This is a genomic window from Rhodococcus sp. BH5, from assembly GCF_027583855.1.
In the GTDB taxonomy this organism is placed as follows: Bacteria; Actinomycetota; Actinomycetes; order Mycobacteriales; family Mycobacteriaceae; genus Rhodococcus_F; species Rhodococcus_F qingshengii.
Genome location: NZ_JAJHVW010000006.1, coordinates 15476 through 36176 on the forward strand (window position 1 = coordinate 15476; position 20701 = coordinate 36176).

Consider the following 20701-nt stretch of genomic DNA (forward strand, 5'->3'; position numbering starts at 1 on the left):
GGCAAAGCCTTTCAGATCGTTTGGGGTGCGGGCTGAAGATGAATCGGGGTGAACGAAGTGGTGGCGTCGAACCAGCCGCTGTGGGGGTCGTCCTGACTTCCGTTCCAGACTGTGGTCGACGAGGTAGCGCCTAGATCGTGAAAAGTGCTTCGGTAGAACAGAAGCGGATCCTTGCCACTCGACTGAGCGTCGACGATCTCGCCGATGAAGATGATGTGGTCACCGCCGTCGTACTCCCTCCACGGGACGCACGAGATGGTTGCTGCGGCGCCGTCGAGCAGGGGAGCGGTCGGTCCGTCGATCCACCTCGGTTCGGTGCGCTGCGGTCGGCCGGCAAAATGCATGGCCGTGTCCACTTGGTCGGAGGCAAGGATGTTGACCGCAAACGGCGCGTTGCCGAGGTAGCCGCACGCCTTGGACTTGCGAGTCATCGTGATCTGGCACAGCCGTGGTTCCAGGGAAATGGCCGTGAATGCGGTGACCGTGGCTCCGTGTGGTTGACCGTCGGCATTGGTACAGGTGATGACGGTGACGCCGCTCGCGAATTGACCGAAGATTCCTCGAAGCTGATTTTGTTCCATGACCGGACCTCCTTGTCGGATGGCGGTTGAGTGAGAGTGCCGCGAAGTGCGGGAGGGAAGTAGTGGGCGACTCGCGCCGGGAGTGAAGACGAACGTACGGCGGGCGCAGGCTTCGGTCGATCCGTACAGCGCGGTGGCTATCCGGATTGCGCACCCGATCGCGGCCCGTACCCGTTTTCTCTTGGAAGTGACCGGGGACACAGTGTTCAATGATGTTCAGCGCCCTTGCTCGGCAATGTGGCTGGTCACGGGTTTGGAAGGTGAAGAAGGACGATGGTCGACTCCATGATCGGTACTGCTCCCCGCGACTGGGACGAGGCGTGTCATGCGGTTTCGGACGCCTATTTTCCGCACACGCTGACGCCGTTGTCTCGGCATGCGGCCAGTGGAGTCGGGGTGTGCACCACCGAGTTGGGACCGCTGAGGATCGCTCATATTCGGTGGGGAGCTGACGTCGCCGTCGAATCCGATCATCCCGGTGCCTATGGGGTGAACATCCCGCTCTCGGGCGAGCTCGAGTCGGTGTTCGCGGGCTCGCACGTGCTCTCGACGCAGGGTGTTGCGACGGTATGTCCACCCGACATCACGACAAGAATTACGCGGTGGAGTGCGGACTGCGAGATCGTCGGAGTCCGGATGGACCGTCAGTACCTCGACCGTGAGATGGAAAAGGTTCTCGGTCGACCCGGAATGCACTTGCCTGATCAGGTGGATCTTCGGGGCGACGACGGAGCCAGATGGCTGAAATTTGTTCGCTCACTGTCGGATCAGATACTCGGCCCGGTCGGCGTGCTGCACAACGAACTGGTGGCAGGTCAGCTCTCCGGCGCCGTGGTCACGGCATTCGTCCTTGCCGCAATGCCCGAAAGCGAGGACGCGGTGCGACACGCCAGGCCACGCATCGTCAAGCGGGTGCTCGACGAGATGCACGACGACCCGGCCCGCGTGTGGACCGCAGCCGAGATGGCGGAGGTGGCGGGCGTCAGCGTACGGAGATTGCAGGAGGGATTTCGGCAGTACGTGGGCCGGAGTCCGTCGGAATGCCTGCTCGACATCCGTCTCGAGCGGGTCCATGCAGATCTGGTGGATGCCGACGACTCGACGACGGTCACCGATGTCGCTGTGAGATGGGGTTTCACGCACACCGGACGGTTCGCGTCGTCGTTTCGGCGTAAGTACGGATTGCTGCCTTCCGAGGTGTTGAGGCGCTAGCTTCGGTACCCCATGTCCGCGCTGAGTTGGTTCGCCTTTTCGACGAGGAAAGGCGCGACGTCGGCGCGGAAAGCTTCCGGGGATGTTCGTCCGGCCGAGGTCGAACACGCTGTCACTCCGACGACGCTTCCACCGGCGTCGCGGACGGGAGCAGCGAGGGAAATCAGGCCGTCTTCCAGTTCCTCCGATGTGAGCGCGTATCCCTGTTCGCGCACCACCCGGAGGGCGGTATGGAATGCGCCTTCGTCGGTGATCGTGGTGGGTGTGAGGGCGTCGAACGTGGAGTTCGCGATGACGTTGTCGACGATTTCGGTTGGCGCCCAAGCTAGCAGGGCTCGACCCATGGAGGTGGCATATGCAGGCACTCGGGTGCCGACGCTGACGTTGATGCTCATGATCCGCCGGACGGGTACACGCGCGGCGTAGACCACGTCGACACCGTCGAGCACCCCGAGCGACGCCGACTCGTGGGTGTGTTCTGCGATCTCCAACAGACGAGGGAGCGCCGCCTCCGTCAAGGCATGTGATGCCGAGAAGTGCTGCCCGATGCTCAGAACGCGTGGGGTGAGCGACCACCGACTGTTGTTGCCGGTGACGTATCCGAGCTTCTGCAGCGTGAGGAGGATGCGCCGGACCGCTGGGCGGGAGAGACCTGTTTCGGCGGCAAGATCGGCGAGCGACGGGTTGGGGTTCTTCTCGTCGAAGGCCGTCAGCACAGCAAATCCACGCTCGATGCTCTGGATGTAATCGCGATCGTTCTCGCTCACGGAATGGCCTTTCATCTGCGGGTATGCCCGATCGGCGCCTTCGAAGGTTGACAAACCTTGTGACTGGGCGCACAGTACAAGCGTACGCACAGCGTAACAGATGTACGCAGAGCGTACAATCCAAACTTGGGGAGCCGACGCAGCCCAGCAGTACGGCACCCACCCGGTAACAGCCACATACGGCCCCGAGGAGGACCACATGACCACTTCCGAGAGCCCCACCGCAGTAGGTTCGGGTACTGCCGCCACCGACAAGTTCCTCCAGGAACGAGTCAGCGCGGACACCCCGCCCGAACGCGTCTCGGCCATCGCCAAGGACGTGCTCGAGGCACTCGCAGGCGTCATCGACAAGCACGGCATCACCTACCCCGAGTACCGCGTCCTCAAGCAGTGGCTCATCGACATCGGCCAGTTCGGCGAGTGGCCCCTGTGGCTGGACGTCTTCCTCGAGCATAACGTCGAGGAGGTCGCGTACCGCGGCCAGCACGGCACCAAGGGAAGCATCGAGGGCCCGTACTACGTTGCCGATGCCAAGACGTTGCCTGCCAAGTGTGAACTTCCGATGCGTGACAACGAGGTTGGATCGAAGCTGGTCTTCGAGGGCCAGGTTCGCGATCTCGACGGCAAGGGGTTGGGCGGTGCAACCGTCGAACTCTGGCACGCGGACGACGAGGGCTACTACTCCCATTTCGCGCCGCACATCCCCGACGGCAACCTCCGCGGAACGATCGTCGCCGACGACGAGGGACGCTTCGAGATCACCACGATTCAGCCTGCGCCGTACCAGATCCCGACCGACGGCCCCACCGGCTGGTTCATCGAGAAGGCCGGCTGGCACCCGTGGCGTCCGGCTCACCTGCACCTCATGGTGAAGGCTCCCGGTAAGCGCACCATCACCACCCAGCTCTATTTCAAGGATGGAGAGTGGATCGAGAACGACGTGGCAACGGCGACGAAGCCCGAACTGATTCTCGATCCGAAGCCAGGTGCCGACGGAACCAACCGGGTCACATACGACTTCGTGCTCGATCCGGCCTGATCCACAACTGCTCTGAAGAAAGTGATTTGATGACAGACCTGTCGATCGTCTCCATCGAGACGACCATCCTCGACGTTCCGCTGGTTCGCCCCCACAAGTTCGCCACCACGTCGATGACGGCGCAGCCGTTGTTGCTGGTCGCGATTCGCACCTCCGACGGAGTGATCGGATACGGCGAAGGTGTCGTTCCGGGCGGGCCGTGGTGGGGCGGCGAATCGGTGGAGACGATGCAGGTCATCATCGAGAAGTACATCGCTCCCGTGGTGGTCGGCAGGCGCGTGGATCACATCACCGCGATCATGGCCGACATCGAAAAAGTTGTTGCCAATGCACGATTCGCGAAGGCCGCCGTCGACGTGGCGTTGCACGACGCCTGGGCGCGTAGCCTGGGAGTCCCCGTGCACACGCTCCTCGGCGGGGCTTTCCGCGAGAGTGTCGACGTCACGTGGGCACTGGGTGCTGCGCCGGCGGACGAGATCATCGAGGAAGCTCACGAAAAGCTCGAATCCCGGCTCAATTTCAGCTTCAAACTCAAGATGGGAGCACTCGATCCAGCAGTCGACGTCGCGCGCATCGTCAACATCGCGCAGGCGCTGGACGGCCACGCCGGAGTCCGTGTCGACGTCAACGCACGGTGGGATCGCTTCACTGCCCTGCGGTACTTGCCGCAACTCGCCGAGGGTGGAGTCGAACTGATCGAACAACCCACTCCGGCAGACCAAATCGAGGTCCTCGCCGAACTCAGTAGGCTTCTACCGATTCCGATCATGGCCGACGAGAGTGTGCAGACCCCACACGACGCTCTGGAAATCGCCCGCCGGAGCGCCGCCGATGTCATCGCCCTCAAGACCACCAAATGTGGTGGCCTCCAGCGCAGCCGCGACATCGTCGCGATTGCCAAGGCCGCCGGTATCGCGTGCCACGGTGCGACGTCCATCGAAGGCCCGATCGGCACCGCCGCTTCGTTGCACTTCGCGTGCGCCGAGCCCGGAATCAACTTCGGAACAGAGCTTTTCGGCCCACTGCTCTTCAGTGAAGAGTTGCTTCAGGAACCCCTGAAGTATTCCGAGGGTCAGTTGCACCTCCCCGCCGGACCTGGCCTGGGAGTCGAACTGAACATGGACGCCGTCAAGACCTGGACCAGGAACTAGAGGATAGAAGAACATGGCACTCTTTCACGTTCGGATGGACGTCGATATTCCGCGCGACCTGGATCCGGAAGTACGCGCCGATACCGTCGCAACGGAGAAGGCGTACTCGCAAGACCTTCAGCGACAGGGAAAGTGGGTGCATCTGTGGCGAATTGTGGGACAGTTCAGCAACATCAGCATCTTCGATGTCGAGTCGGCTGACGAACTCCATGAGATTCTCTGGAACCTGCCCCTGTTCCCGTACATGACCATCGAGGTCATGCCGTTGACGCAGCACGGATCTTCGATCAAGTAGCCCGCCATGTCTGCCGTGTCTGCCACGCCTGCGAGCCTGCCGGAATCTGTGCAGCAGTGGCACTGCGAGATGTCGGAGACCTTCGGTGGCCTGTGCCCCGAGAGTTCCGTCGATGCCGCGCCTGTCGGTACGGTCAGCGGCGTAAGTCTCGGGGACGTAGGCGCTTTCGACATCTCCGGTTCACCGCAGATACTGCGGCGGAGCGCACGCGCAGCAAAGCGACACGGTAGTGATCTGCTCAAGATCTGCACGGTCCGAACCGGGAGCGCGATACTGCGCCAATCGGACCGCGAGTTGACGGCCCCGCCCGGCGCGATGATTCTCTACGACGTCGAGCATTCGTACGCGCTGCGTTTCGACGGTCACTGGTCGTGCACTGTCATGACCCTACCGCGCAGTGCGGTGAGTCTGACCGAGCGAGAACTGAATTGCGCGCTCGAGCGCACCCACGACGGTCGGCGTGGGTCCGGTGCATTGCTGGAAAATTTCATCTCGGGCGCTGTTGCATCACAGGTCGACGGCAGCGCAGCCGGGCTTCTCGGAGATGCTGGAGTCAATCTCGCTTCGGCAGTTCTGATGCAAGGATCTGCGCCCGCGACACCCGGACGTTCGACGCGAGAGGAGATCTTGCGATATGCGCTTCGGAATCTCGACTCACCAGACCTCTCGGTCGCGTCGATCGCCGGTGCGTTGCACCTGTCGCCGCGAACCGTTCAGCGTCACTTCGGTGACGGGGATCTGACCCTCAGTGCGCTGATTCGCCGCGAACGGTTGATCCGCGTACGCCGCGATCTCACCGACGTCTCACTGCGGGGTCATTCGATCTCAATCCTGGCCGCACGATGGTGTTTCCATGACGCACCAGCGTTTTCGCGTGCATTCAAAGCGGAATTCGGTGCGGCGCCGTCGGAAGTACGTAACTCGCCTGATCCGAACGTCCGCGAACGTCACTGATCTGTCGCATCCGAACAACAAACGTGTCCGATCACGACAACTGGGAGCCCGAATACCGGGGCAGAGTGTGTTCCAGATCGCTTTTCAGGCTCGCGAAGAGCTCAGGTCCACGAACAGCGAGGACCGCAGCGAAAGCTACGAATCGAGGAACGCATGACGAATCTGCTCGCTCATCAGCAATGGCACGGAAAGATTTTCGACGGCCAATGGATCGACGGAGGCGGTGACACCGTCGAGTCGCTCGAACCGGCTACCGGCGAGGTGCTCGGTGTGATCGGCACGGCGACTGCTGCGGATATCGATCGAGCGGCACACATCGCGTCGGCCGCGCAGCCGGCGTGGGCGGCGACGATCGGGCAGGCTCGCGCTTCGGTGATCCGTAAGGCAGCGCAGATTTTGGAAGCCGAGCGAGCCGAGGTGGAGCGCTGGTTGATCCGTGAAGGTGGTTCCGTACCAGGGAAAGCCGCATTCGAAGTTGATCTTGTCATCGCCGAACTGTGGGAAGCCTCGGCGCTGCCGACACAGCCGTTCGGGCACCTTCTGCCCGCCAGCCAAGAGGGGCGCACGAGCATCGGTCGCCGGGTGCCCCTGGGTGTGGTCGGCGTGATCAGCCCGTGGAATTTCCCGCTTCTCCTCGCCATGCGCGCTGTCGCCCCCGCCTTGGCGCTCGGAAATGGCGTCGTTCTCAAGCCGGATGTTCAAACCGCGATCAGCGGGGGTGCGGTCATCGCGGAATTGTTCACGTCCGCAGGTCTTCCCGAAGGCCTCCTGCATGTGCTCGCCGGTGACGCGGCACCTGGTCAGGCATTGTGCGAGAGCCCGAGCATCGCGATGGTGTCCTTCACGGGTTCGACCGCCGTCGGCCGTCAGGTCGGGGCAACTGCCGGTCGCACGCTCAAGCGTGTCTCGCTGGAACTGGGTGGGAACAATGCGCTGATCGTCCTCGACGACGCAGACCTGGATGCCGCGAGCTCGGCGGGTGCGTGGGGTTCGTTCCTGCATCAGGGGCAGGTCTGCATGACCGCAGGCCGCCACATCGTGTTGGAATCGGTCGCCGATCAGTACCTGGACCTGCTGGCCAAGCGCGCAGCGGTCCTGCCGGTCGGGGATCCCAATACAGGCGACGTCGCTCTCGGACCGCTCATCAACGCGCGGCAGATTGCGAACGTCGATCGAATCGTCCAGGGCACCAAGGCGGCCGGCGCCGAAATCCGCGCCGGTGGAACATACGAAGGGCTCTTCTATCAGCCGACCGTCCTGGCCGGAGTCACCTCGGACATGCCCGCGTTCCGTGAAGAAATCTTCGGGCCCGTGGCGCCCGTCGTGATCGTCAAGGACGAAGACGAGGCAGTCAGGTCGGCCAATGACAGCGAATACGGTCTGGTTGCTGCCATTCAAACAGGATCGGTTGAACGCGGCGAGCGGATCGCGGACCGACTGCGTACCGGCATCGTGCACATCAACGATCAGACTTTGAACAACGATGCCTATGCACCATTCGGTGGCACGGGTGCCTCCGGAAACGGCGCGAGATTCGGAACTCAAAGCAGTTGGGACGAATTCACCGCCTGGCAGTGGCGAACCAGCCGGCCAGCGGCGCAGACCTTCCCCTTCTGAAGTCGAAAGGTACTCCTATGCGCACCATCTCGGCTCACGATCTTCCCATCGTGTTGCAGGACGGCGAATTCGAATTGCGGATGCGAGAAGAAGGCGACATGATCGTCAACTTCGTCAAAATTCCTGCTGGTGCAGACTTCGCCGAACCGTTCGCACAATTGGAAGGCGGGCGCTGTCAATGTCCGCACTACGGATACGTCTTGAAAGGAAGGATCTACACAGATTCCGAAGCAGGTCGGCAAACCTACGATGCCGGCGACGTGTTCTACTGGGCACCCGGTCACGTTCCCGGAGCGATCGACGACTCGGAGTATGTCGACTTTGCTCCCAAGGCTGAATTCCTCGAACTGATCGACGGAGTGCGTAAGGCGATGGGCGGCTGAGCTGTTCGGCTGCCACCGAGGTCAGCGTATTCCGTCGCGACGTAGTGCGACGGACACTGCGGCAGAGCGGTTATCGACACCGAGTTTGGCGTAGATGTGCCCGAGGTGTGTTTTCACCGTCGCTTCGCTGATGAAGAGCGCTTTACCCAGCTCGCGGTTGGTCATCCCCTCGGCGAGCAGGCTGAGCAGTTCGGACTCACGGGCGGTGAGCGCTTCCTGCGGGCGCTGCATCTGCTGGACGAGACGAGAGGCCACGGCGGGGGAGAGGACGCTGCGCCCGGCGAGCGCGCCGCGCACCGCGCCGAAGATCTCGTCAGGAGTCGAGTCCTTGAGTAGGTAACCGATGGCACCGGCGTCCACGGCCCGCACGACGTCGGCGTCGGTGTCATACGTCGTGAAAACCAGTACGGGAACATCGACACCGTCGCTTCGCAGGCGTTTGATCGCTTCTGCACCGTGCATGCCGGTGCCCATGTCCAGATCCATCATCACCAGATCCGGTGAGGCCGACGGTATCGCCGTGGCCGCCTCCTCGCCGGACGATGCTTCGCCTACTACTTCGACGTCCGGCTGAGTGTTCAGCAGCGCTCTCAGCCCGGCTCGCACGACCAGATGATCGTCGACGAGGAACACGCGAATGGTGGTGGTCACCGGATCCTCCGTTCGAGAGGGAACTGGGCCGCGACGACGGTGCCGTCTCCCGGTGCACTTTCCACGGTGAACGATCCGCCGAGCTGTGCGACGCGGCTTCGCATCGCACGCAGGCCGTATCCACCGTACCGAGAATGGTCGGCGAGCTTTCCCGGATCGAAGCCGACGCCGTCGTCGAAGATGTCTACGGAGACGGAGTGGTCGAGATACGTGATCGTCACGCCCGCCGTTTCGGCGCGAGCGTGGCGGGCGATGTTGGAGGACGCGCTCGAGACCACTCGCACGACGGCATGAGCTACGTCCGAGGGCAAGATGACGGCTTCACCGACGGTGCGGATCCGAACGGCCGGGACGAACTGGCGGGCGGCGGCCACGACCAAGGCGTCGAAGTCGCCCGTACCGCCCTTGGTCGGCGCCAGATCGTGGACGAGGTCGCGACTCTGCATCAAGCTCGTTCGGATGTTCTCTGCTGCGGCATCGACATCGGCTCGAGACGGCGAACCCGTTGTATTCCACGTTTGTTCGGCTGCCTCGAGCCGTAGAAGGGCGCTCGCCAGTCCCTGGGTAACGGTGTCGTGGATTTCGCGCGCGAGGCGCTCTCGCTCAGCGGCAACGCCGGCAGCGCGTTCGGTATCTGCCAATGCAGATTGCGCTTCTGCTACCTGACGCAGAAGCCGAAGGCGTTCTCGGGCATCTCGTTCCATCTGCCCGTACGCGGCCGCGACCAGTGCCGCGGTGCACAGCGGCCCGAGAAGTGTCACCAATTCGGCACGACCGGTGACCCGGTAGAACGCGATACCGGCGAGGACGCCCAGGATCCCGACGAGGGGGTAGGCGATCTTGCTCGGATACAGACGAATGCAAAGGAAGAGAACGGGAAACGCACACCACGCGAAACTCGGGGCAAGCCAGACCAGCGCTGCCCATGCGCTCAGTACCGGCCACATCCACAGCCGTTGGCGAACCACATCTCGCGAGGACACCGTGGCCATGACGGCGTAGAGCAGGGCGAGGACCACGGCCAGGACGAGTACCACCCCGAACCGACCGCTGGTCCCGTGGACTGTGACGTACCGAACTCCCGATGTAGACAGCAGTACGAAGAACGACGCGTGGATCGCATACGCCAACGGGCCGCGTAGGCCGCGTTCGGCGTCGGCGTTCATGGCTCCGTTACTCATCCCTCGAATGTTACGGAGGGCACCAGGCCGTCGTATCAACCATTCGGATGATATCCGGGTAGCCGTAGGGGGCACGGTTCGTCACCCGAGCGCCCGATGTGCGCACCCGCCCCCGGACGCGACGCTGTAGTGGACGGTTTCGAACCATTCGATTGAAAGTGTGCCCGACATGAACCACCGCATTTACACACGACTTCCCCGTACGCTCGCTGTCGCCGTTCCGGTTGTCGCAATCCTTGCCAGCGCCGCATGCTCGACCACCGACACACCGGTGGCGAACGCATCGAGCACGACGTCGATTACTGCCACGCAGCAGCCTGCCGCGACCGGTGATTCGGCGATTGTCACTCAGAATCGACTCAGTGCCGACGCAGCAGTGAAGGCTGCTGGTGCGGCCCTGGCGAAATGCCGCGCCGACGGTCTCGGCTTCGTCACCGTCTCCGTCGTAGACCGCGCGGGAAATGTCATCGCCATGGTGCGCGGCGACAACGCAGCCCAGCACACGGTGGAAGCTTCACGCGAGAAGGCATACACCTCTGCAGCTTTCGGAGCCGACACCAGTGACCTCTCGCAGCGTACCAAAGGCGAAGGATCAACCATCGCCGACCTTCCCGGCACTCTCTTCCTTGCAGGTGGAGTCACATTGAAGGCTGGAGCCGGGTCGATCGCCGGTATCGGTGTCGGTGGCGCTCCAGACGGAATGCAGGACCAAGCGTGTGCTGCCGCAGGTCGTGATGCGATCGCTTCGTCACTCGGCTGAGTGAGCGCATTCAGCGTGCTTCGTGAATTGTGCTTTTCGCCACCTGGATTCGCTCGGCACGACAGTTGTCCGATTGTTGCGATGACCTCGACTTTGTAACACCGGAGCCCCCGGAAAGGGACAAACACGTCGACAGTGGAACCGACGATGCACTTACCGAAGCGAGTTTCTTGATGCGCAGTTTCGGGGAAGACACAACCTTGCAGAGAATCAGATTCACGTTGCCCGAACGCAATACACGGCGGGTGCGGGTGCTCGTAGCGGCGTTGTTGTCGATATTCCTGCTCGGCGGTATGTTCGGTCCGACCGCCGCGAGTGCTACTCCGGCGCGCTCGGCGCCATGGGGTGGGTACGACGAGTTGTGGGTCCCGTCTTCGATGGGAAACATCAAGGTTCAGGTGCAGTGGGCCGCGCGCGGTGGCAACGCCGCGTTGTACCTGCTCGACGGTCTTCGCGCGCAAAACGACAGAAATGCTTGGAGTTTCGAAACGAACGCACTCGATCAGTACCGCAATGACAACATCACGTTGGTGATGCCGGTCGGCGGTGAGTCGAGTTTCTACACGGATTGGTACGCGCCGTCCAATTTCAACGCTCAGCCGATAACGTACAGGTGGGAAACGTTCCTCACCCGCGAGCTTCCGGACTTCCTTGCAGGGTATGGCGTTTCACCAACCAACAATGCGATCATCGGGTTGTCGATGGGCGGCAGTGCCGCGTTGAACCTGGCGGGGCATCATCGGGATCAGTTCAAGTTCGCCGGCTCGCTGTCCGGCTACATCAATATCTCGGGTCCGGGTATGCGTGAAGCGATCCGCGTAGCCATGTTCGACGCCGGCCGGTACAACGTCGATTCGATGTGGGGCCCGCCGTGGTCATCCGGATGGCTTCGCAACGACCCGTTCGTCAACGCGGAATCGCTTCGCGGACTGTCGATGTACATTTCGTCGTCCAACGGCATCCCGGGACCGTACGATCATCCCTCTGCGCCGATCGATTACTTCCACACGGCGACGGGTATGGGGCTCGAGGCGCTCTCGTGGGTGCACGCGCGTGCATTCGAAATTCGCCTGAAATCCTTGGGAATCCCAGCGACGTACAGCTTTCCGCCCGCCGGAATTCACTCGTGGCCGTATTGGTCTGCTGAATTGTGGATGGCCAGAGGACAAATCCTCGACACCATGAACGCCTGGTGAAGCTGTAGTTAGGATCTCTCCGGACTTGCTCTCGATCGAAAGTCCGGAGAGAACTCGCTCAGAAGGCGATGATTCCACGGAGGTTGCGACCGGCATGCATGTCGGCGAAACCGTCGTTGATCTGGTCGAGGGTGTATCGGTTGGTGATCAGTCCGTCGAGTTCGAGCTTGCCGCTGGTGTAGAGATCGATCATCCAGGGAATGTCGGCGGTGGGATTGGATGCACCGAACAGGGATCCCTGAATTCTCTTCTGGTACAGCGTGAGTTCCATCAGGCTCACGGGAATTCCGACGTCCGTCATCTTCCCGAGGCCGGTGACGACGCAGGTTCCTGCCTTGCGGATCGACGAGAATGCCTGCGCGACATGTTCTCCGGTGGTGACACCGACGGTGACGATGGCCGAATCCGCGCCCTGGCCGTTGGTGAACGAGCGCGCTATGTCGGTGGCTTCCTCCATGGTGGCCACGGCATGGGTGGCGCCCAACTTCAATGCACTGTCGCGCTTGAACGCAACCGGGTCCACCGCGATCACGTGGGCGGCGCCGGCATGCGAGGCGCCCTGCACCGCGTTGATTCCGATTCCGCCGACGCCCATGACGATGACCGTCTGCCCGGGATACACCTGAGCGGAGTTGACCGCGGCGCCCCAACCGGTTCCGACGCCGCAGCCGAGCAGACACAAAGCGTCGAGTGGCAGGTGCTTGTCGACTTTCACAGCCGAGAGAGTGCTGACCGTGGTGTATTCACTGAAGGTGGACAGGCCGCAGGTTTGTGCGACGGGCTGACCGTCGAGAGACATTCTGTAACTTGAGGTTTCGCCGGGTCTGCTGCCGGTCATGATGGCGGCGCCGTTGTCGCAGAGGTTCTGGATTCCGCTTGCACACCAACGGCAACGGCCGCAGGCGGCGAGGAACGAGAACACGACATGATCGCCCTCGGACCATCCTTCCGTGTTCGGCCCGACCTCGACGACGATTCCGGCGCCTTCGTGTCCGCCGCAGATGGGGTAGCGGCCGACTCCGTGGTCGCCGCTGGCGATGTGATCGTCCGAGTGGCACAGGCCTGAGGCGACCATTTTGACAGTGAGTTCGCCGCTGCGGGGTGAATCGAGTTCGAGATCGACCACCTCGTATGTGCCTGGTGCTTGGCGAATGACGGCTCCACGAGTGCGCAAGGTATCTCCTGAGGTAAGAGTTGTTCTTCGACTTCCTCAGTTGTCTACTCGAGAGTTCAGGACGGGCTCGAGGCCTATCTCACTGATCGGACGTTTCGTATCTTTCAGACTCGTCCGGGGTGCGTCCCAAGATGGCGAGTTGCAGTTCGGTGAGCAGTCGCGTATCCGGCTCGTCCAACGAAATGCCCATGATCTGTTCAGCGCGCCGAATGCGGTAGCGCAGCGTGTTCGGATGTACTTTCAGAGACGAGGCGGCCTTCTTCACATCCCCGAAAGCTGTCAGGTAGGCCGTGAGCGTGAACTGCATGTCAGAGGCGTTCTTGTCGTCGTAGGAGACGAGTCTGTCGATACGAGGGTCCCGCAATCGCTCGTGATCAGCAACGAGGTCGAGTATCTCGCCCAGCAACACCGCGGTGCGTGACGCCGCGAGTGTGGTGACCTTCGAGGTTTCGTGATCATCGGTGGTATCGAGCACGCGGTCCACTTCTCGACGCGCCTCGGGTACGCCGTGCAATCGCGCGATCGGGACCGCGACGGCGGCGCGCACGCTGATGCCCGCACGGGCCTCGACTACTCCCACGGTGTCGTAAGCCCAGTCGCTGATCGCGACCTCGTGTTCGGCCTGAGGAAACAGCACGTAGATCCGGTTGTCGATGATCGTTGTGACCGCGTCGCTGCGGAATGCGCTGGCGCGCAGGCGCAAGGCGTTGGTGATTCGATCGAGATTCGATCCGGGCGCGAGTGATGTCGCAAATCCGATGACCGCAGACGGTCCGTCGGTGTTGATGCCGAAGGAGCCGGCCAGCGAGTGCATGTCGACTCCGCCGGAGCGAACGCCGAACAGCCTTTGCAATTGGGCATTCTCGCGGCTGGAGGCGTCCAAGGTTCGCATGAGAATGCGTGCGGCGACTGCCGCTGCACCCCGCAATACCGCTTGGGCGTCGTCGGAAAGAGGTTCAGAGGCGCGCTGCACCCAGATGCTGCCGAGATTGTGTTGGTGTGCAACAGAACCCGTCGGCGCTGACAGGTCCGGGCGGGTGATGCTCACAGCCAACCTGTGCGCGGCTCCGATGCTCGGCTCGGAGGGCAGACTGATGACCTCGTCCGATCGCCTGAGATGCTCGAACACGCCTCTGCGCTCTATCCATTCGGTGTATTCGATCGGCCACTCCCGGCCCAGTATGGAGAGCTGACGGAGTTCGTCTTCACCTTCGTGAGCAGCTGAATATGCGATGACATGGAGTGCCGTGTCGTCGATCGTCACGAGTCCGCCGGTCAATTCGGCGATCGTCTCCGAGAGCGCGAACAGATCCGAATCGCCACCGGCCACAGCTCCTGAGACGGCCCGCGAACGGTACATGCTCTGTGTCAGAAGTCGTTGTACGAGTGAATAGACGTGTCCGGAACTAGCCTGCGGATGTACCGCGGCCACTGCGATTCCGATGTTGCGTGCGGCGGTCAGAAGCGTCGTCGCCTCGCGCGCATTCTTGACGAGCAAGAGCTTCGGACGACGCCTCGCCGGCCTGCCTTCGAACTTTCGCAACCACTGCGTCAACGTCGATTCGGGAACCCCCACGGGGAGGTAGATGTCGGAGATCGCACCACGGCTGTCGGTGCCGTCGATATCGGAGGACTCGACGAGGGCGATCGAACGGATTTCGACATCGAGTCCGTCGGGGCTTTCCAGAAGCTCGATCACGGACTTGTCCGTGGAATGCATGAGGGCGCCGAGGGTGGTGCCGACACTCGGCCCGTTATTCCTCGGACCTGTCGACGCTTGCGGGAGGGCTACAGAAAGTGGCTGCACATTTGCTCCTCGGCCAGTGGGTCATTACAGGCTAACCCCGACAGACGAAATGCAGAATAAGGAAATAGGGGACAAATTTATTCGTCAGGCATGGTGATGCCGAGTTCCTGCACCTTTTCGGCGACTGCCTCTGGAAAAACGTTCTTGAACAGATAAAGGTCTTGTCCGATCACCCAACCAGGTGCCAACGCCGTCGCATATCGCTCGAAGTATCCGAGTTGTTTACCGAAAAGAACCAATTCCTCGGGACTCGCAACACCCCACTGCTTGCCCAACTGAATCAGTGCCATGATCAATTCACTGAGCTTGAGTTCACCGAGGTCACGGCCGAGAATTGGGGCCAGAGCCGTTGCGACCTGCATACCGAGCTGATCGTCGTCGACTTCGTAGTCGGTTGCATATCCCAAGGATCGAATTCCGCGGGCGACACGGGCGAAATCACCGTCGATGAGGGTGGCTCGGAACATGTCGGAAAGAATGGATCTCCAGGTCTCGGGAAGGACGCCGACGATGCCGAAGTCGAGCATCGCTATCCGGCCGTCGTCGAGGACCCACAAATTTCCCGCGTGTACATCTCCGTGGAACGGACCGTGAACGATGACTGATTCGAGCCAGACCTTCACTCCGCGTCGGATCAGCATGCGGGCTTCGTCGATGCCGTCCGGACCGGCGACGAACCGATCCAGTGGAACGCCGCGCATGCGTTCCATACAGATGACGCGGGGACCACAGTAGTCCCAGTACACCTCCGGTGTCGTGACTCCTTTGTTGTCACCGAATGCGCTGATGTTGTTCCGGAATGTGGTCTGCCGGTCGGCCTCGACCGCGCTGTTCAACTCCGTCATCGTTGCGTTGTGCAGATCGCGAATGATGGCGGTGGCATTGGCAATTCGAAGGAACTCGACAAACTTCTCGAGGATGTTCGCGCCCCAGTACGCCGCCCTCAGGTCGATCAGCATCCGCGCATAGATGTCCGGACGCTGGATCTTGATGACGGCCTCGCGGCCATCGTGCAGAACGCACGCGTGTACCTGCGCTACCGACGCGGCCGCGAGAGGTACGTCGTCGAATTTCGCGAACAGGTCGTCTACGGAGTATCCGAGGTCTTCGTGCACGACGCTTCTGGCCTGCTCGGCAGGAAATGACGGAACGTCGTCGAGGCAACGTAGGCATGCATTGGCGACGGGGGCGGGGAACAGGCCTGACGACGACGCGACCAGTTGCCCGAGCTTGACGAAGGTGGGACCCAGCGCGATGAAGCCGTCGACCATCCCGTCGGAGGCGGCGTCAGCCCACGTGCGTCCACGCTTGCGGAAAGGCCACACGATCAGTGCCAGCATGATCGACGTCGACAACACGACGGCGATGATCGCGGAACGCCACAACTGGGCGAGGCCGAAGCGTTCGAGGTCCGGCATGCGGACTTCGAGGGCAGTGGCGGGCACTCCTGACGAGTACGGCCCGACAGGTCGCGTTGGATCCAGCACAGCTCTCCCTCGTTCAACGAGCGCATCCAGCATTTTGCCGTGAGATCACTTACGCGACCCCTTCCGTTAGTCAGTATGCCAAGTCACACATAACTGCCGGAACCGCCTACGCGTTCAGCCTACGATCGGTGAATGCGTGAGCACTTGATCCCGATCGGCGAGGTTGCAAAATCGTTCGGAATTGCGGCGTCGACCTTGCGTTATTACGAGGACGAAGGACTGCTGTCCGCGCGGTCGCGAACTGGCGGTAAACGCTGGTACGGGCAGCGTGAGCTGCGCCGGCTGGCATTGATCCGGATGTACACCGAGACGGGAATGTCCTTGGAACAGGTGCGGTCCTTCATCGAAACCGACACCACGTCCGACCAGTTCTCGACGGTTCTCGCAAATCAAGTGTCGACACTCGAGGCACAGATCGCCGCTGCTACGCGAGCGAAGCTGATCCTCGAGCATCACCTGACGTGTCGGCAAGAGCGTCCGATGCAGTGCCCGTGGTTGCTCGAGCAGCTCGACATTCGTGTCGAAGCGGCGCTTGACTTCAAGTTCACTTGAACCTTCATAGTTAGGGCGCACTTACCGCCCTACCCGGAGGTTGACCATGTCGGCACGACGATGGCTGCCGCTCATCGCCGCATGCATCGGAACTTTCCTGTTACTGACGTACGCCACGATCACAACGATCGCGGTGCCGGCCATCGCAGTCGGTTTGGACGGCAGTACGGGCGCGATGTCATGGGTCGTCGACGCCTACACGCTGGCTCTTGCCGCGCTTCTTGTGGGCATGGGCGCACTCGGCGATGCGTGGGGACGCAAACGCCTCTACATCTGCGGACTGGTCGTGTTCCTGGTTGCAACGGCCGTGTGCGCGATTGCTCCGGACGTCACGGTTCTGGTCGTTGCTCGCGGCGCGCAAGGAATTGCCGGTGCGGCGATGTTCGCGACACTCCTGCCTCTGCTCGGCGAGGCATATTCGGGCCGCGATCGGCACGTGGCTTTTGCCGCGTGGGGTGCCGTCGCTGGATTGGCGGCGGGAATCGGCAATGTTGCAGGAGGGCTGCTGACGCAGTTCTTCGACTGGCGTGCGGTCTTCTATTCCGGAATCCCCGTGGCCGCAGTGGCGCTCGCAATGGCTGTGTTCTGTTTCGCCGACAGTGAGCGCGGCGACGACAACATCGACTGGGCCGGAATCGTTTTGTTCACCCTCGCTGCCGTTGCCGCGGTTCTCGGCGTGACGTGGGGCGGCGACATCGGGTGGGCTTCGTCGTCGACAGCTCTTGCCTTCCTGATCGCAATCGGTGCGCTGACGGCGTTTGTGTTCTGGCAGCGTCGAGGCAGCAGTCCGATGCTCGATCCGGCATTGTTCCGATCCCTGAAATTCGACGGCGTCCTCGTCGCTGCTTTCGGGTACTACCTCGCGGCCTACGGCCCGCTCGTAGTCCTTTCACTGTGGCTGCAGAACGGGCTGGAACTGTCGGCATCGGCGGCCGCACTCGTGCTCTCGATTCAACCGCTCGCTTTTGTCTTCGTATCGGCCTTGTGTGGATCACGGCTTCAGCGAGTCGACCTTCGACTGTCGCTCGGATTCGGGACGATCCTTTGCGGAATCGGTTGCGTGGCCATGCTGTACGTTCTCACCGAGCCGGTCTGGCCCGCACTGATCGCCGGGCTGATTCTGACCGGTGTCGGTTCGGCGATGGTGTCGCCGGTGCTGCCGGGTGCCGCGATGTCGGACGCCCCGGCAGAGCGCGCCGCGACGGCTTCGGCAACGGCCAACTCGTCGCGTCAACTCGGGCTTGCCGTCGGAATTGCGTTGTGCGGCTCGCTCTTCGTCGGTCCGGACGAGTTCGCCTTGCTGTGGCCGTTGGTCTTCTGTGCCGGCGTCGGAATGCTCACGGGTTTGGTGTCGATCCTTCTCTTTTCTCGTTCGTCAACTCCTGCAACAGTTCAACCAATCGCCGAAAGGGCACACACATGACCACGCTGTTCACTCCACGACCGCACCGGCGTATCGAGATGGACTGGAATCGCCGCAGGTTCCTCGGCGCTGCAGCAGGATTGGCTGCTGCGCTGGCAGCGACCGGTTGCTCGCGTTCGGACGCAGACGCCGGGGGCGAAGGCGATGCAGGCTGGTCCTTCACCGATGATCGCGGCAATCTGATCGAATTGGATTCACCACCAAGGAGATTTGTCACCTACACCGGTATCGCGGGTGCTCTGTGGGATTATGGACTGGTGCCTGTCGGAGTTTTCGGGGCACTTACACGATCGCCGGGATCAACGGACACCAGCATCTCCGGCAATTTGGATTTCTCGAAGACCGAGATGGTCGGGCAGCTCTGGGGACAAGTGGAACTCGAGAAGATCGCTGCGCTGGAGCCGGACGTCGTCATAGTCCCTCAGCTGCGTGGTTCGGCACTACTCGACGAGGCGAACTTGGATGCGGTGAAAGGCTTGTCGACAGTACTGTTCGTGGAAACGGCAGCAGGAACCATCGACCGAGCCGTGCAAGAGATCGTGGAACTGGCCGTGGAACTCGGGGCGGACCAGGATATGGAGGCTCAGCGAAAAGACTACGACGCTGCGCGTGCACGGATCTCCGAAGTTGCTTCTTCGCTGAATAATTCACAGGTTTTGTTCGCGTCCGCAGATCCGGACACGATTCGTGTCAGTCGTTCGGGCTTCCCGATCCTTGCAGATCTGGCGGGATTGGGCCTTGCCGTCGTCGATCCGGCCGAGGGATCGTCGGTCTACGTCGAGAAACTGGCTTGGGAGATGGCGGACCACTATCCGGCCGACATGATCTTCCTCGACGATCGCCCGTCCAGTTTGCAACTGGATACGCTCGGCGCCAATCCTGCGTGGTCCAACTTGTCCGCGGTGAAGGGGGGGAAGATCGGCACCTGGAATCCGGAACCCGTGCTCAGTTATGCCGGGATCGCCCGTACGTACAACGATCTGGCTGACCAGCTGCTGGCATTCTCACATTCCTGACCGCCGCGTCGTCTACGACGTATGGACCTCTTCACCGATCTGTCTGCTCGAGTTGATTCCCTCGATTGGCCTGCGCTGATCGAGGGAATCGACTCCAGTGGGTGTGCCCAGACGACGCCGATACTCGACGAGTCGGAATGTCGCGAAATTGCTTCCTGGTACTCGGAGGTCGACCGGTTCCGGAGCACCGTCGACATGGCTCGATACCGCTTCGGTCAAGGGGAGTACCGGTACTTCGGTGATCCCGTACCGGAGCCGATCACGGCTATGCGATCCGCCTTCTACCGACACCTCCTGCCCGTGGCGCGGGAGTGGGCGTTCAAGCTGGGCGAGGGTGCACCGTGGCCGGATTCTTTCGAAGAATGGATCGATCAGTGTCACGACGCCGGTCAGAATCGCCCTACCCCGATCCTTCTGTCCTACGGACCTGGTGACTGGAATGCATTGCATCGGGACTTGTACGGAGAGTTGGTGTTTCCCTTGCAAGTCGTGATCGGGCTCGACAGACCTCGCATCGACCACGTCGGCGGCGAGTTCTTGCTCGTGGAACAGCGGCCGCGCGCCCAGTCGAAAGGGACGGTGACAGTTCTCGAGCAAGGTCACGCGTTGATCTTCACCACGCGGGATCGACCGGTGCAGAGTTCTCGCGGGTGGTCGAGAGCCCCTGTGCGACATGGTGTCAGCGTGGTGCACTCGGGTACGCGTCGAACATTGGGATTGGTGCTTCACGATGCCGAGTAAGACGTACATTCTCCGCGACGCTCGCAACAAACCCTACGAGAGTTCGACGCCCGGTGTGCTTGGCGGGCACCGGAAAACGAAGATCTACGGGCGACTCGACTGTCGAGGGGCCGCGCAGGCAATCGCGCGTGGCGGGTATGTCGCCAGTCGGGTGTTCTTCGCGGACGAGCCGACCGCGATTGCGGCCGGCTATCGCCCCTGTGCCGTCTGCATGCCCGAAGGTTACGCAGCCTGGAAGGCAGTTGCTACGCGCCGAAGCGGTCGCGGTACTCCTTCGGAATGAGCGGCTTGTCGCCGCGGACCTTCAGCTGCTGGACAGCCCAGGTATTGCCGTCCGGGTCGGCGAATCCGAAGAAGGTGCCCCCGTCACGCTCGTCGAAGACGGTGACCTCACTGGCATCGACGCCGCGGCCGATGAGCTCTTGGCGAGCCGCTGCAGCGTCGGCCACGACCAACTGCAATCCCTTCAACGAACCAGGGGTCATCTCGGTCTGCGACGGCAGGTTCCCGATGACGATCGAGCAGCCTGAACCACGCGGAGTGAGCTGGGCGACCGTCATGTGTTCGTTGACGGTGTGGTGGTCGAGATCGAAACCGACCTTGTCACGGTAGAACTCGATGGAGCGGTCGAGGTCACTGACGGGAACGATGACTACTTCGAGGGTCCAGTCCATGAAACTGCCTTTCGCTGACGAGGTTCGGGCAAACAGGTGG

22 protein-coding genes are annotated in these 20701 nt (G+C 61.9%); 14 read left to right on the forward strand and 8 right to left on the reverse strand.

The window, feature by feature from the left end; genetic code table 11:
* Nucleotides 1-11: 11 nt before the first annotated feature.
* Nucleotides 12-581, reverse strand: coding sequence for a flavin reductase family protein (locus RhoBH5_RS16415; RefSeq protein ID WP_007729773.1), 570 nt, complete (start codon nt 579-581; stop codon nt 12-14).
* 273 nt (nt 582-854) lie between these two features.
* On the opposite strand from RhoBH5_RS16415, the gene RhoBH5_RS16420 reads away from it, so the two are divergent.
* Complete coding sequence (locus tag RhoBH5_RS16420) at nt 855-1793, forward strand: AraC family transcriptional regulator (RefSeq protein ID WP_007729772.1); 939 nt, start codon at nt 855-857, stop codon at nt 1791-1793.
* Here the strand turns inward: RhoBH5_RS16420 and RhoBH5_RS16425 are convergent.
* Complete coding sequence (locus tag RhoBH5_RS16425) at nt 1790-2560, reverse strand: IclR family transcriptional regulator (protein ID WP_003939932.1); 771 nt, start codon at nt 2558-2560, stop codon at nt 1790-1792. The genes RhoBH5_RS16420 and RhoBH5_RS16425 overlap by 4 nt on opposite strands.
* A 199-nt stretch (nt 2561-2759) precedes the next feature.
* Between RhoBH5_RS16425 and catA the strand changes: the two genes are divergently transcribed.
* The 6 genes from catA (at nt 2760) to RhoBH5_RS16455 (ending at nt 7999) form a co-directional block, all read left to right on the forward strand.
* Nucleotides 2760-3599, forward strand: coding sequence for a catechol 1,2-dioxygenase (gene catA, locus RhoBH5_RS16430; RefSeq protein WP_003940427.1), 840 nt, complete (start codon nt 2760-2762; stop codon nt 3597-3599).
* A gap of 29 nt (nt 3600-3628) precedes the next feature.
* On the forward strand, nt 3629-4750 hold the full coding sequence (locus RhoBH5_RS16435; protein WP_003940572.1) for a muconate/chloromuconate family cycloisomerase: 1122 nt from the start codon (nt 3629-3631) through the stop codon (nt 4748-4750).
* Nucleotides 4751-4763: 13 nt separating this feature from the next.
* Nucleotides 4764-5045, forward strand: a complete 282-nt coding sequence (gene catC, locus RhoBH5_RS16440; RefSeq protein ID WP_003940264.1) for a muconolactone Delta-isomerase — start codon at nt 4764-4766, stop codon at nt 5043-5045.
* 6 nt (nt 5046-5051) lie between these two features.
* Entirely contained in the window at nt 5052-5999 is a 948-nt protein-coding gene (locus tag RhoBH5_RS16445) for a helix-turn-helix domain-containing protein (RefSeq protein ID WP_125052175.1), read from the forward strand.
* A gap of 153 nt (nt 6000-6152) precedes the next feature.
* Nucleotides 6153-7616, forward strand: a complete 1464-nt coding sequence (locus tag RhoBH5_RS16450; protein WP_125052173.1) for a benzaldehyde dehydrogenase — start codon at nt 6153-6155, stop codon at nt 7614-7616.
* Between the two features lie 17 nt (nt 7617-7633).
* Nucleotides 7634-7999, forward strand: a complete 366-nt coding sequence (locus RhoBH5_RS16455) for a hypothetical protein (protein ID WP_065351503.1) — start codon at nt 7634-7636, stop codon at nt 7997-7999.
* Nucleotides 8000-8020: 21 nt separating this feature from the next.
* On the opposite strand, the gene RhoBH5_RS16460 is transcribed toward RhoBH5_RS16455, so the two are convergent.
* Nucleotides 8021-8650 (reverse strand): response regulator, encoded by a 630-nt coding sequence (locus RhoBH5_RS16460; RefSeq protein WP_125052171.1) that lies wholly within the window; start codon nt 8648-8650, stop codon nt 8021-8023.
* Nucleotides 8647-9816, reverse strand: coding sequence for a sensor histidine kinase (locus tag RhoBH5_RS16465; protein WP_030536467.1), 1170 nt, complete (start codon nt 9814-9816; stop codon nt 8647-8649). The genes RhoBH5_RS16460 and RhoBH5_RS16465 overlap by 4 nt, the downstream gene beginning before the upstream one ends.
* 184 nt (nt 9817-10000) lie before the next feature.
* Between RhoBH5_RS16465 and RhoBH5_RS16470 the strand changes: the two genes are divergently transcribed.
* Nucleotides 10001-10591: a GlcG/HbpS family heme-binding protein gene (locus RhoBH5_RS16470; protein ID WP_003940245.1), complete on the forward strand. Its 591-nt coding sequence runs from the start codon at nt 10001-10003 to the stop codon at nt 10589-10591.
* A gap of 173 nt (nt 10592-10764) precedes the next feature.
* Complete coding sequence (locus RhoBH5_RS16475) at nt 10765-11787, forward strand: alpha/beta hydrolase (protein ID WP_442972463.1); 1023 nt, start codon at nt 10765-10767, stop codon at nt 11785-11787.
* Nucleotides 11788-11845: 58 nt separating this feature from the next.
* Here RhoBH5_RS16475 and RhoBH5_RS16480 read toward each other — a convergent pair whose 3' ends face one another.
* The 3 genes from RhoBH5_RS16480 to RhoBH5_RS16490 form a co-directional block, all read right to left on the reverse strand.
* Entirely contained in the window at nt 11846-12961 is a 1116-nt protein-coding gene (locus tag RhoBH5_RS16480; protein WP_042447159.1) for an NDMA-dependent alcohol dehydrogenase, read from the reverse strand.
* Nucleotides 12962-13040: 79 nt separating this feature from the next.
* On the reverse strand, nt 13041-14768 hold the full coding sequence (locus tag RhoBH5_RS16485; protein WP_230793260.1) for a PucR family transcriptional regulator: 1728 nt from the start codon (nt 14766-14768) through the stop codon (nt 13041-13043).
* A 77-nt stretch (nt 14769-14845) separates the two neighbouring features.
* Nucleotides 14846-16255, reverse strand: coding sequence for an ABC1 kinase family protein (locus RhoBH5_RS16490; RefSeq protein ID WP_030536471.1), 1410 nt, complete (start codon nt 16253-16255; stop codon nt 14846-14848).
* A 132-nt stretch (nt 16256-16387) separates the two neighbouring features.
* Between RhoBH5_RS16490 and RhoBH5_RS16495 the strand changes: the two genes are divergently transcribed.
* The 5 genes from RhoBH5_RS16495 to RhoBH5_RS16515 are packed head-to-tail and all read left to right on the forward strand — an operon-like array spanning nt 16388 to nt 20270.
* Entirely contained in the window at nt 16388-16807 is a 420-nt protein-coding gene (locus RhoBH5_RS16495; protein ID WP_125052169.1) for a MerR family transcriptional regulator, read from the forward strand.
* Between the two features lie 46 nt (nt 16808-16853).
* Nucleotides 16854-18230: an MFS transporter gene (locus tag RhoBH5_RS16500; RefSeq protein WP_270008535.1), complete on the forward strand. Its 1377-nt coding sequence runs from the start codon at nt 16854-16856 to the stop codon at nt 18228-18230.
* Nucleotides 18227-19246, forward strand: a complete 1020-nt coding sequence (locus tag RhoBH5_RS16505) for an ABC transporter substrate-binding protein (protein ID WP_030536473.1) — start codon at nt 18227-18229, stop codon at nt 19244-19246. Before RhoBH5_RS16500 ends, RhoBH5_RS16505 begins: the two co-directional genes overlap by 4 nt.
* A gap of 21 nt (nt 19247-19267) precedes the next feature.
* A complete protein-coding gene (locus RhoBH5_RS16510) occupies nt 19268-19987 on the forward strand; it encodes a 2OG-Fe(II) oxygenase (RefSeq protein WP_030536474.1) in 720 nt (239 codons plus the stop codon).
* Nucleotides 19977-20270, forward strand: coding sequence for an Ada metal-binding domain-containing protein (locus tag RhoBH5_RS16515; RefSeq protein ID WP_007729748.1), 294 nt, complete (start codon nt 19977-19979; stop codon nt 20268-20270). The genes RhoBH5_RS16510 and RhoBH5_RS16515 overlap by 11 nt, the downstream gene beginning before the upstream one ends.
* Here the strand turns inward: RhoBH5_RS16515 and RhoBH5_RS16520 are convergent.
* Nucleotides 20233-20661, reverse strand: coding sequence for a VOC family protein (locus RhoBH5_RS16520; protein WP_007729747.1), 429 nt, complete (start codon nt 20659-20661; stop codon nt 20233-20235). The two genes, RhoBH5_RS16515 and RhoBH5_RS16520, sit on opposite strands and share 38 nt — an antisense overlap.
* Between the last annotated feature and the right edge of the window lie 40 nt (nt 20662-20701).

Bases quoted from the DNA above. Each gene is read 5' to 3' on its own strand.
- RhoBH5_RS16415 (WP_007729773.1), bottom strand. From the start codon at position 581: ATGGAACAAAATCAGCTTCGAGGAATCTTCGGTCAATTCGCGAGCGGC.
- RhoBH5_RS16510 (WP_030536474.1), top strand. From the start codon at position 19,268: ATGGACCTCTTCACCGATCTGTCTGCTCGAGTTGATTCCCTCGATTGG.
- RhoBH5_RS16420 (WP_007729772.1), top strand. From the start codon at position 855: ATGGTCGACTCCATGATCGGTACTGCTCCCCGCGACTGGGACGAGGCG.
- catC (WP_003940264.1), top strand. From the start codon at position 4,764: ATGGCACTCTTTCACGTTCGGATGGACGTCGATATTCCGCGCGACCTG.
- RhoBH5_RS16450 (WP_125052173.1), top strand. From the start codon at position 6,153: ATGACGAATCTGCTCGCTCATCAGCAATGGCACGGAAAGATTTTCGAC.
- RhoBH5_RS16515 (WP_007729748.1), top strand. From the start codon at position 19,977: ATGCCGAGTAAGACGTACATTCTCCGCGACGCTCGCAACAAACCCTAC.
- RhoBH5_RS16435 (WP_003940572.1), top strand. From the start codon at position 3,629: ATGACAGACCTGTCGATCGTCTCCATCGAGACGACCATCCTCGACGTT.
- RhoBH5_RS16455 (WP_065351503.1), top strand. From the start codon at position 7,634: ATGCGCACCATCTCGGCTCACGATCTTCCCATCGTGTTGCAGGACGGC.
- RhoBH5_RS16505 (WP_030536473.1), top strand. From the start codon at position 18,227: ATGACCACGCTGTTCACTCCACGACCGCACCGGCGTATCGAGATGGAC.
- RhoBH5_RS16500 (WP_270008535.1), top strand. From the start codon at position 16,854: ATGTCGGCACGACGATGGCTGCCGCTCATCGCCGCATGCATCGGAACT.
- RhoBH5_RS16465 (WP_030536467.1), bottom strand. From the start codon at position 9,816: ATGAACGCCGACGCCGAACGCGGCCTACGCGGCCCGTTGGCGTATGCG.
- RhoBH5_RS16475 (WP_442972463.1), top strand. From the start codon at position 10,765: ATGCGCAGTTTCGGGGAAGACACAACCTTGCAGAGAATCAGATTCACG.
- RhoBH5_RS16445 (WP_125052175.1), top strand. From the start codon at position 5,052: ATGTCTGCCGTGTCTGCCACGCCTGCGAGCCTGCCGGAATCTGTGCAG.
- RhoBH5_RS16520 (WP_007729747.1), bottom strand. From the start codon at position 20,661: ATGGACTGGACCCTCGAAGTAGTCATCGTTCCCGTCAGTGACCTCGAC.
- RhoBH5_RS16495 (WP_125052169.1), top strand. From the start codon at position 16,388: ATGCGTGAGCACTTGATCCCGATCGGCGAGGTTGCAAAATCGTTCGGA.
- RhoBH5_RS16470 (WP_003940245.1), top strand. From the start codon at position 10,001: ATGAACCACCGCATTTACACACGACTTCCCCGTACGCTCGCTGTCGCC.
- catA (WP_003940427.1), top strand. From the start codon at position 2,760: ATGACCACTTCCGAGAGCCCCACCGCAGTAGGTTCGGGTACTGCCGCC.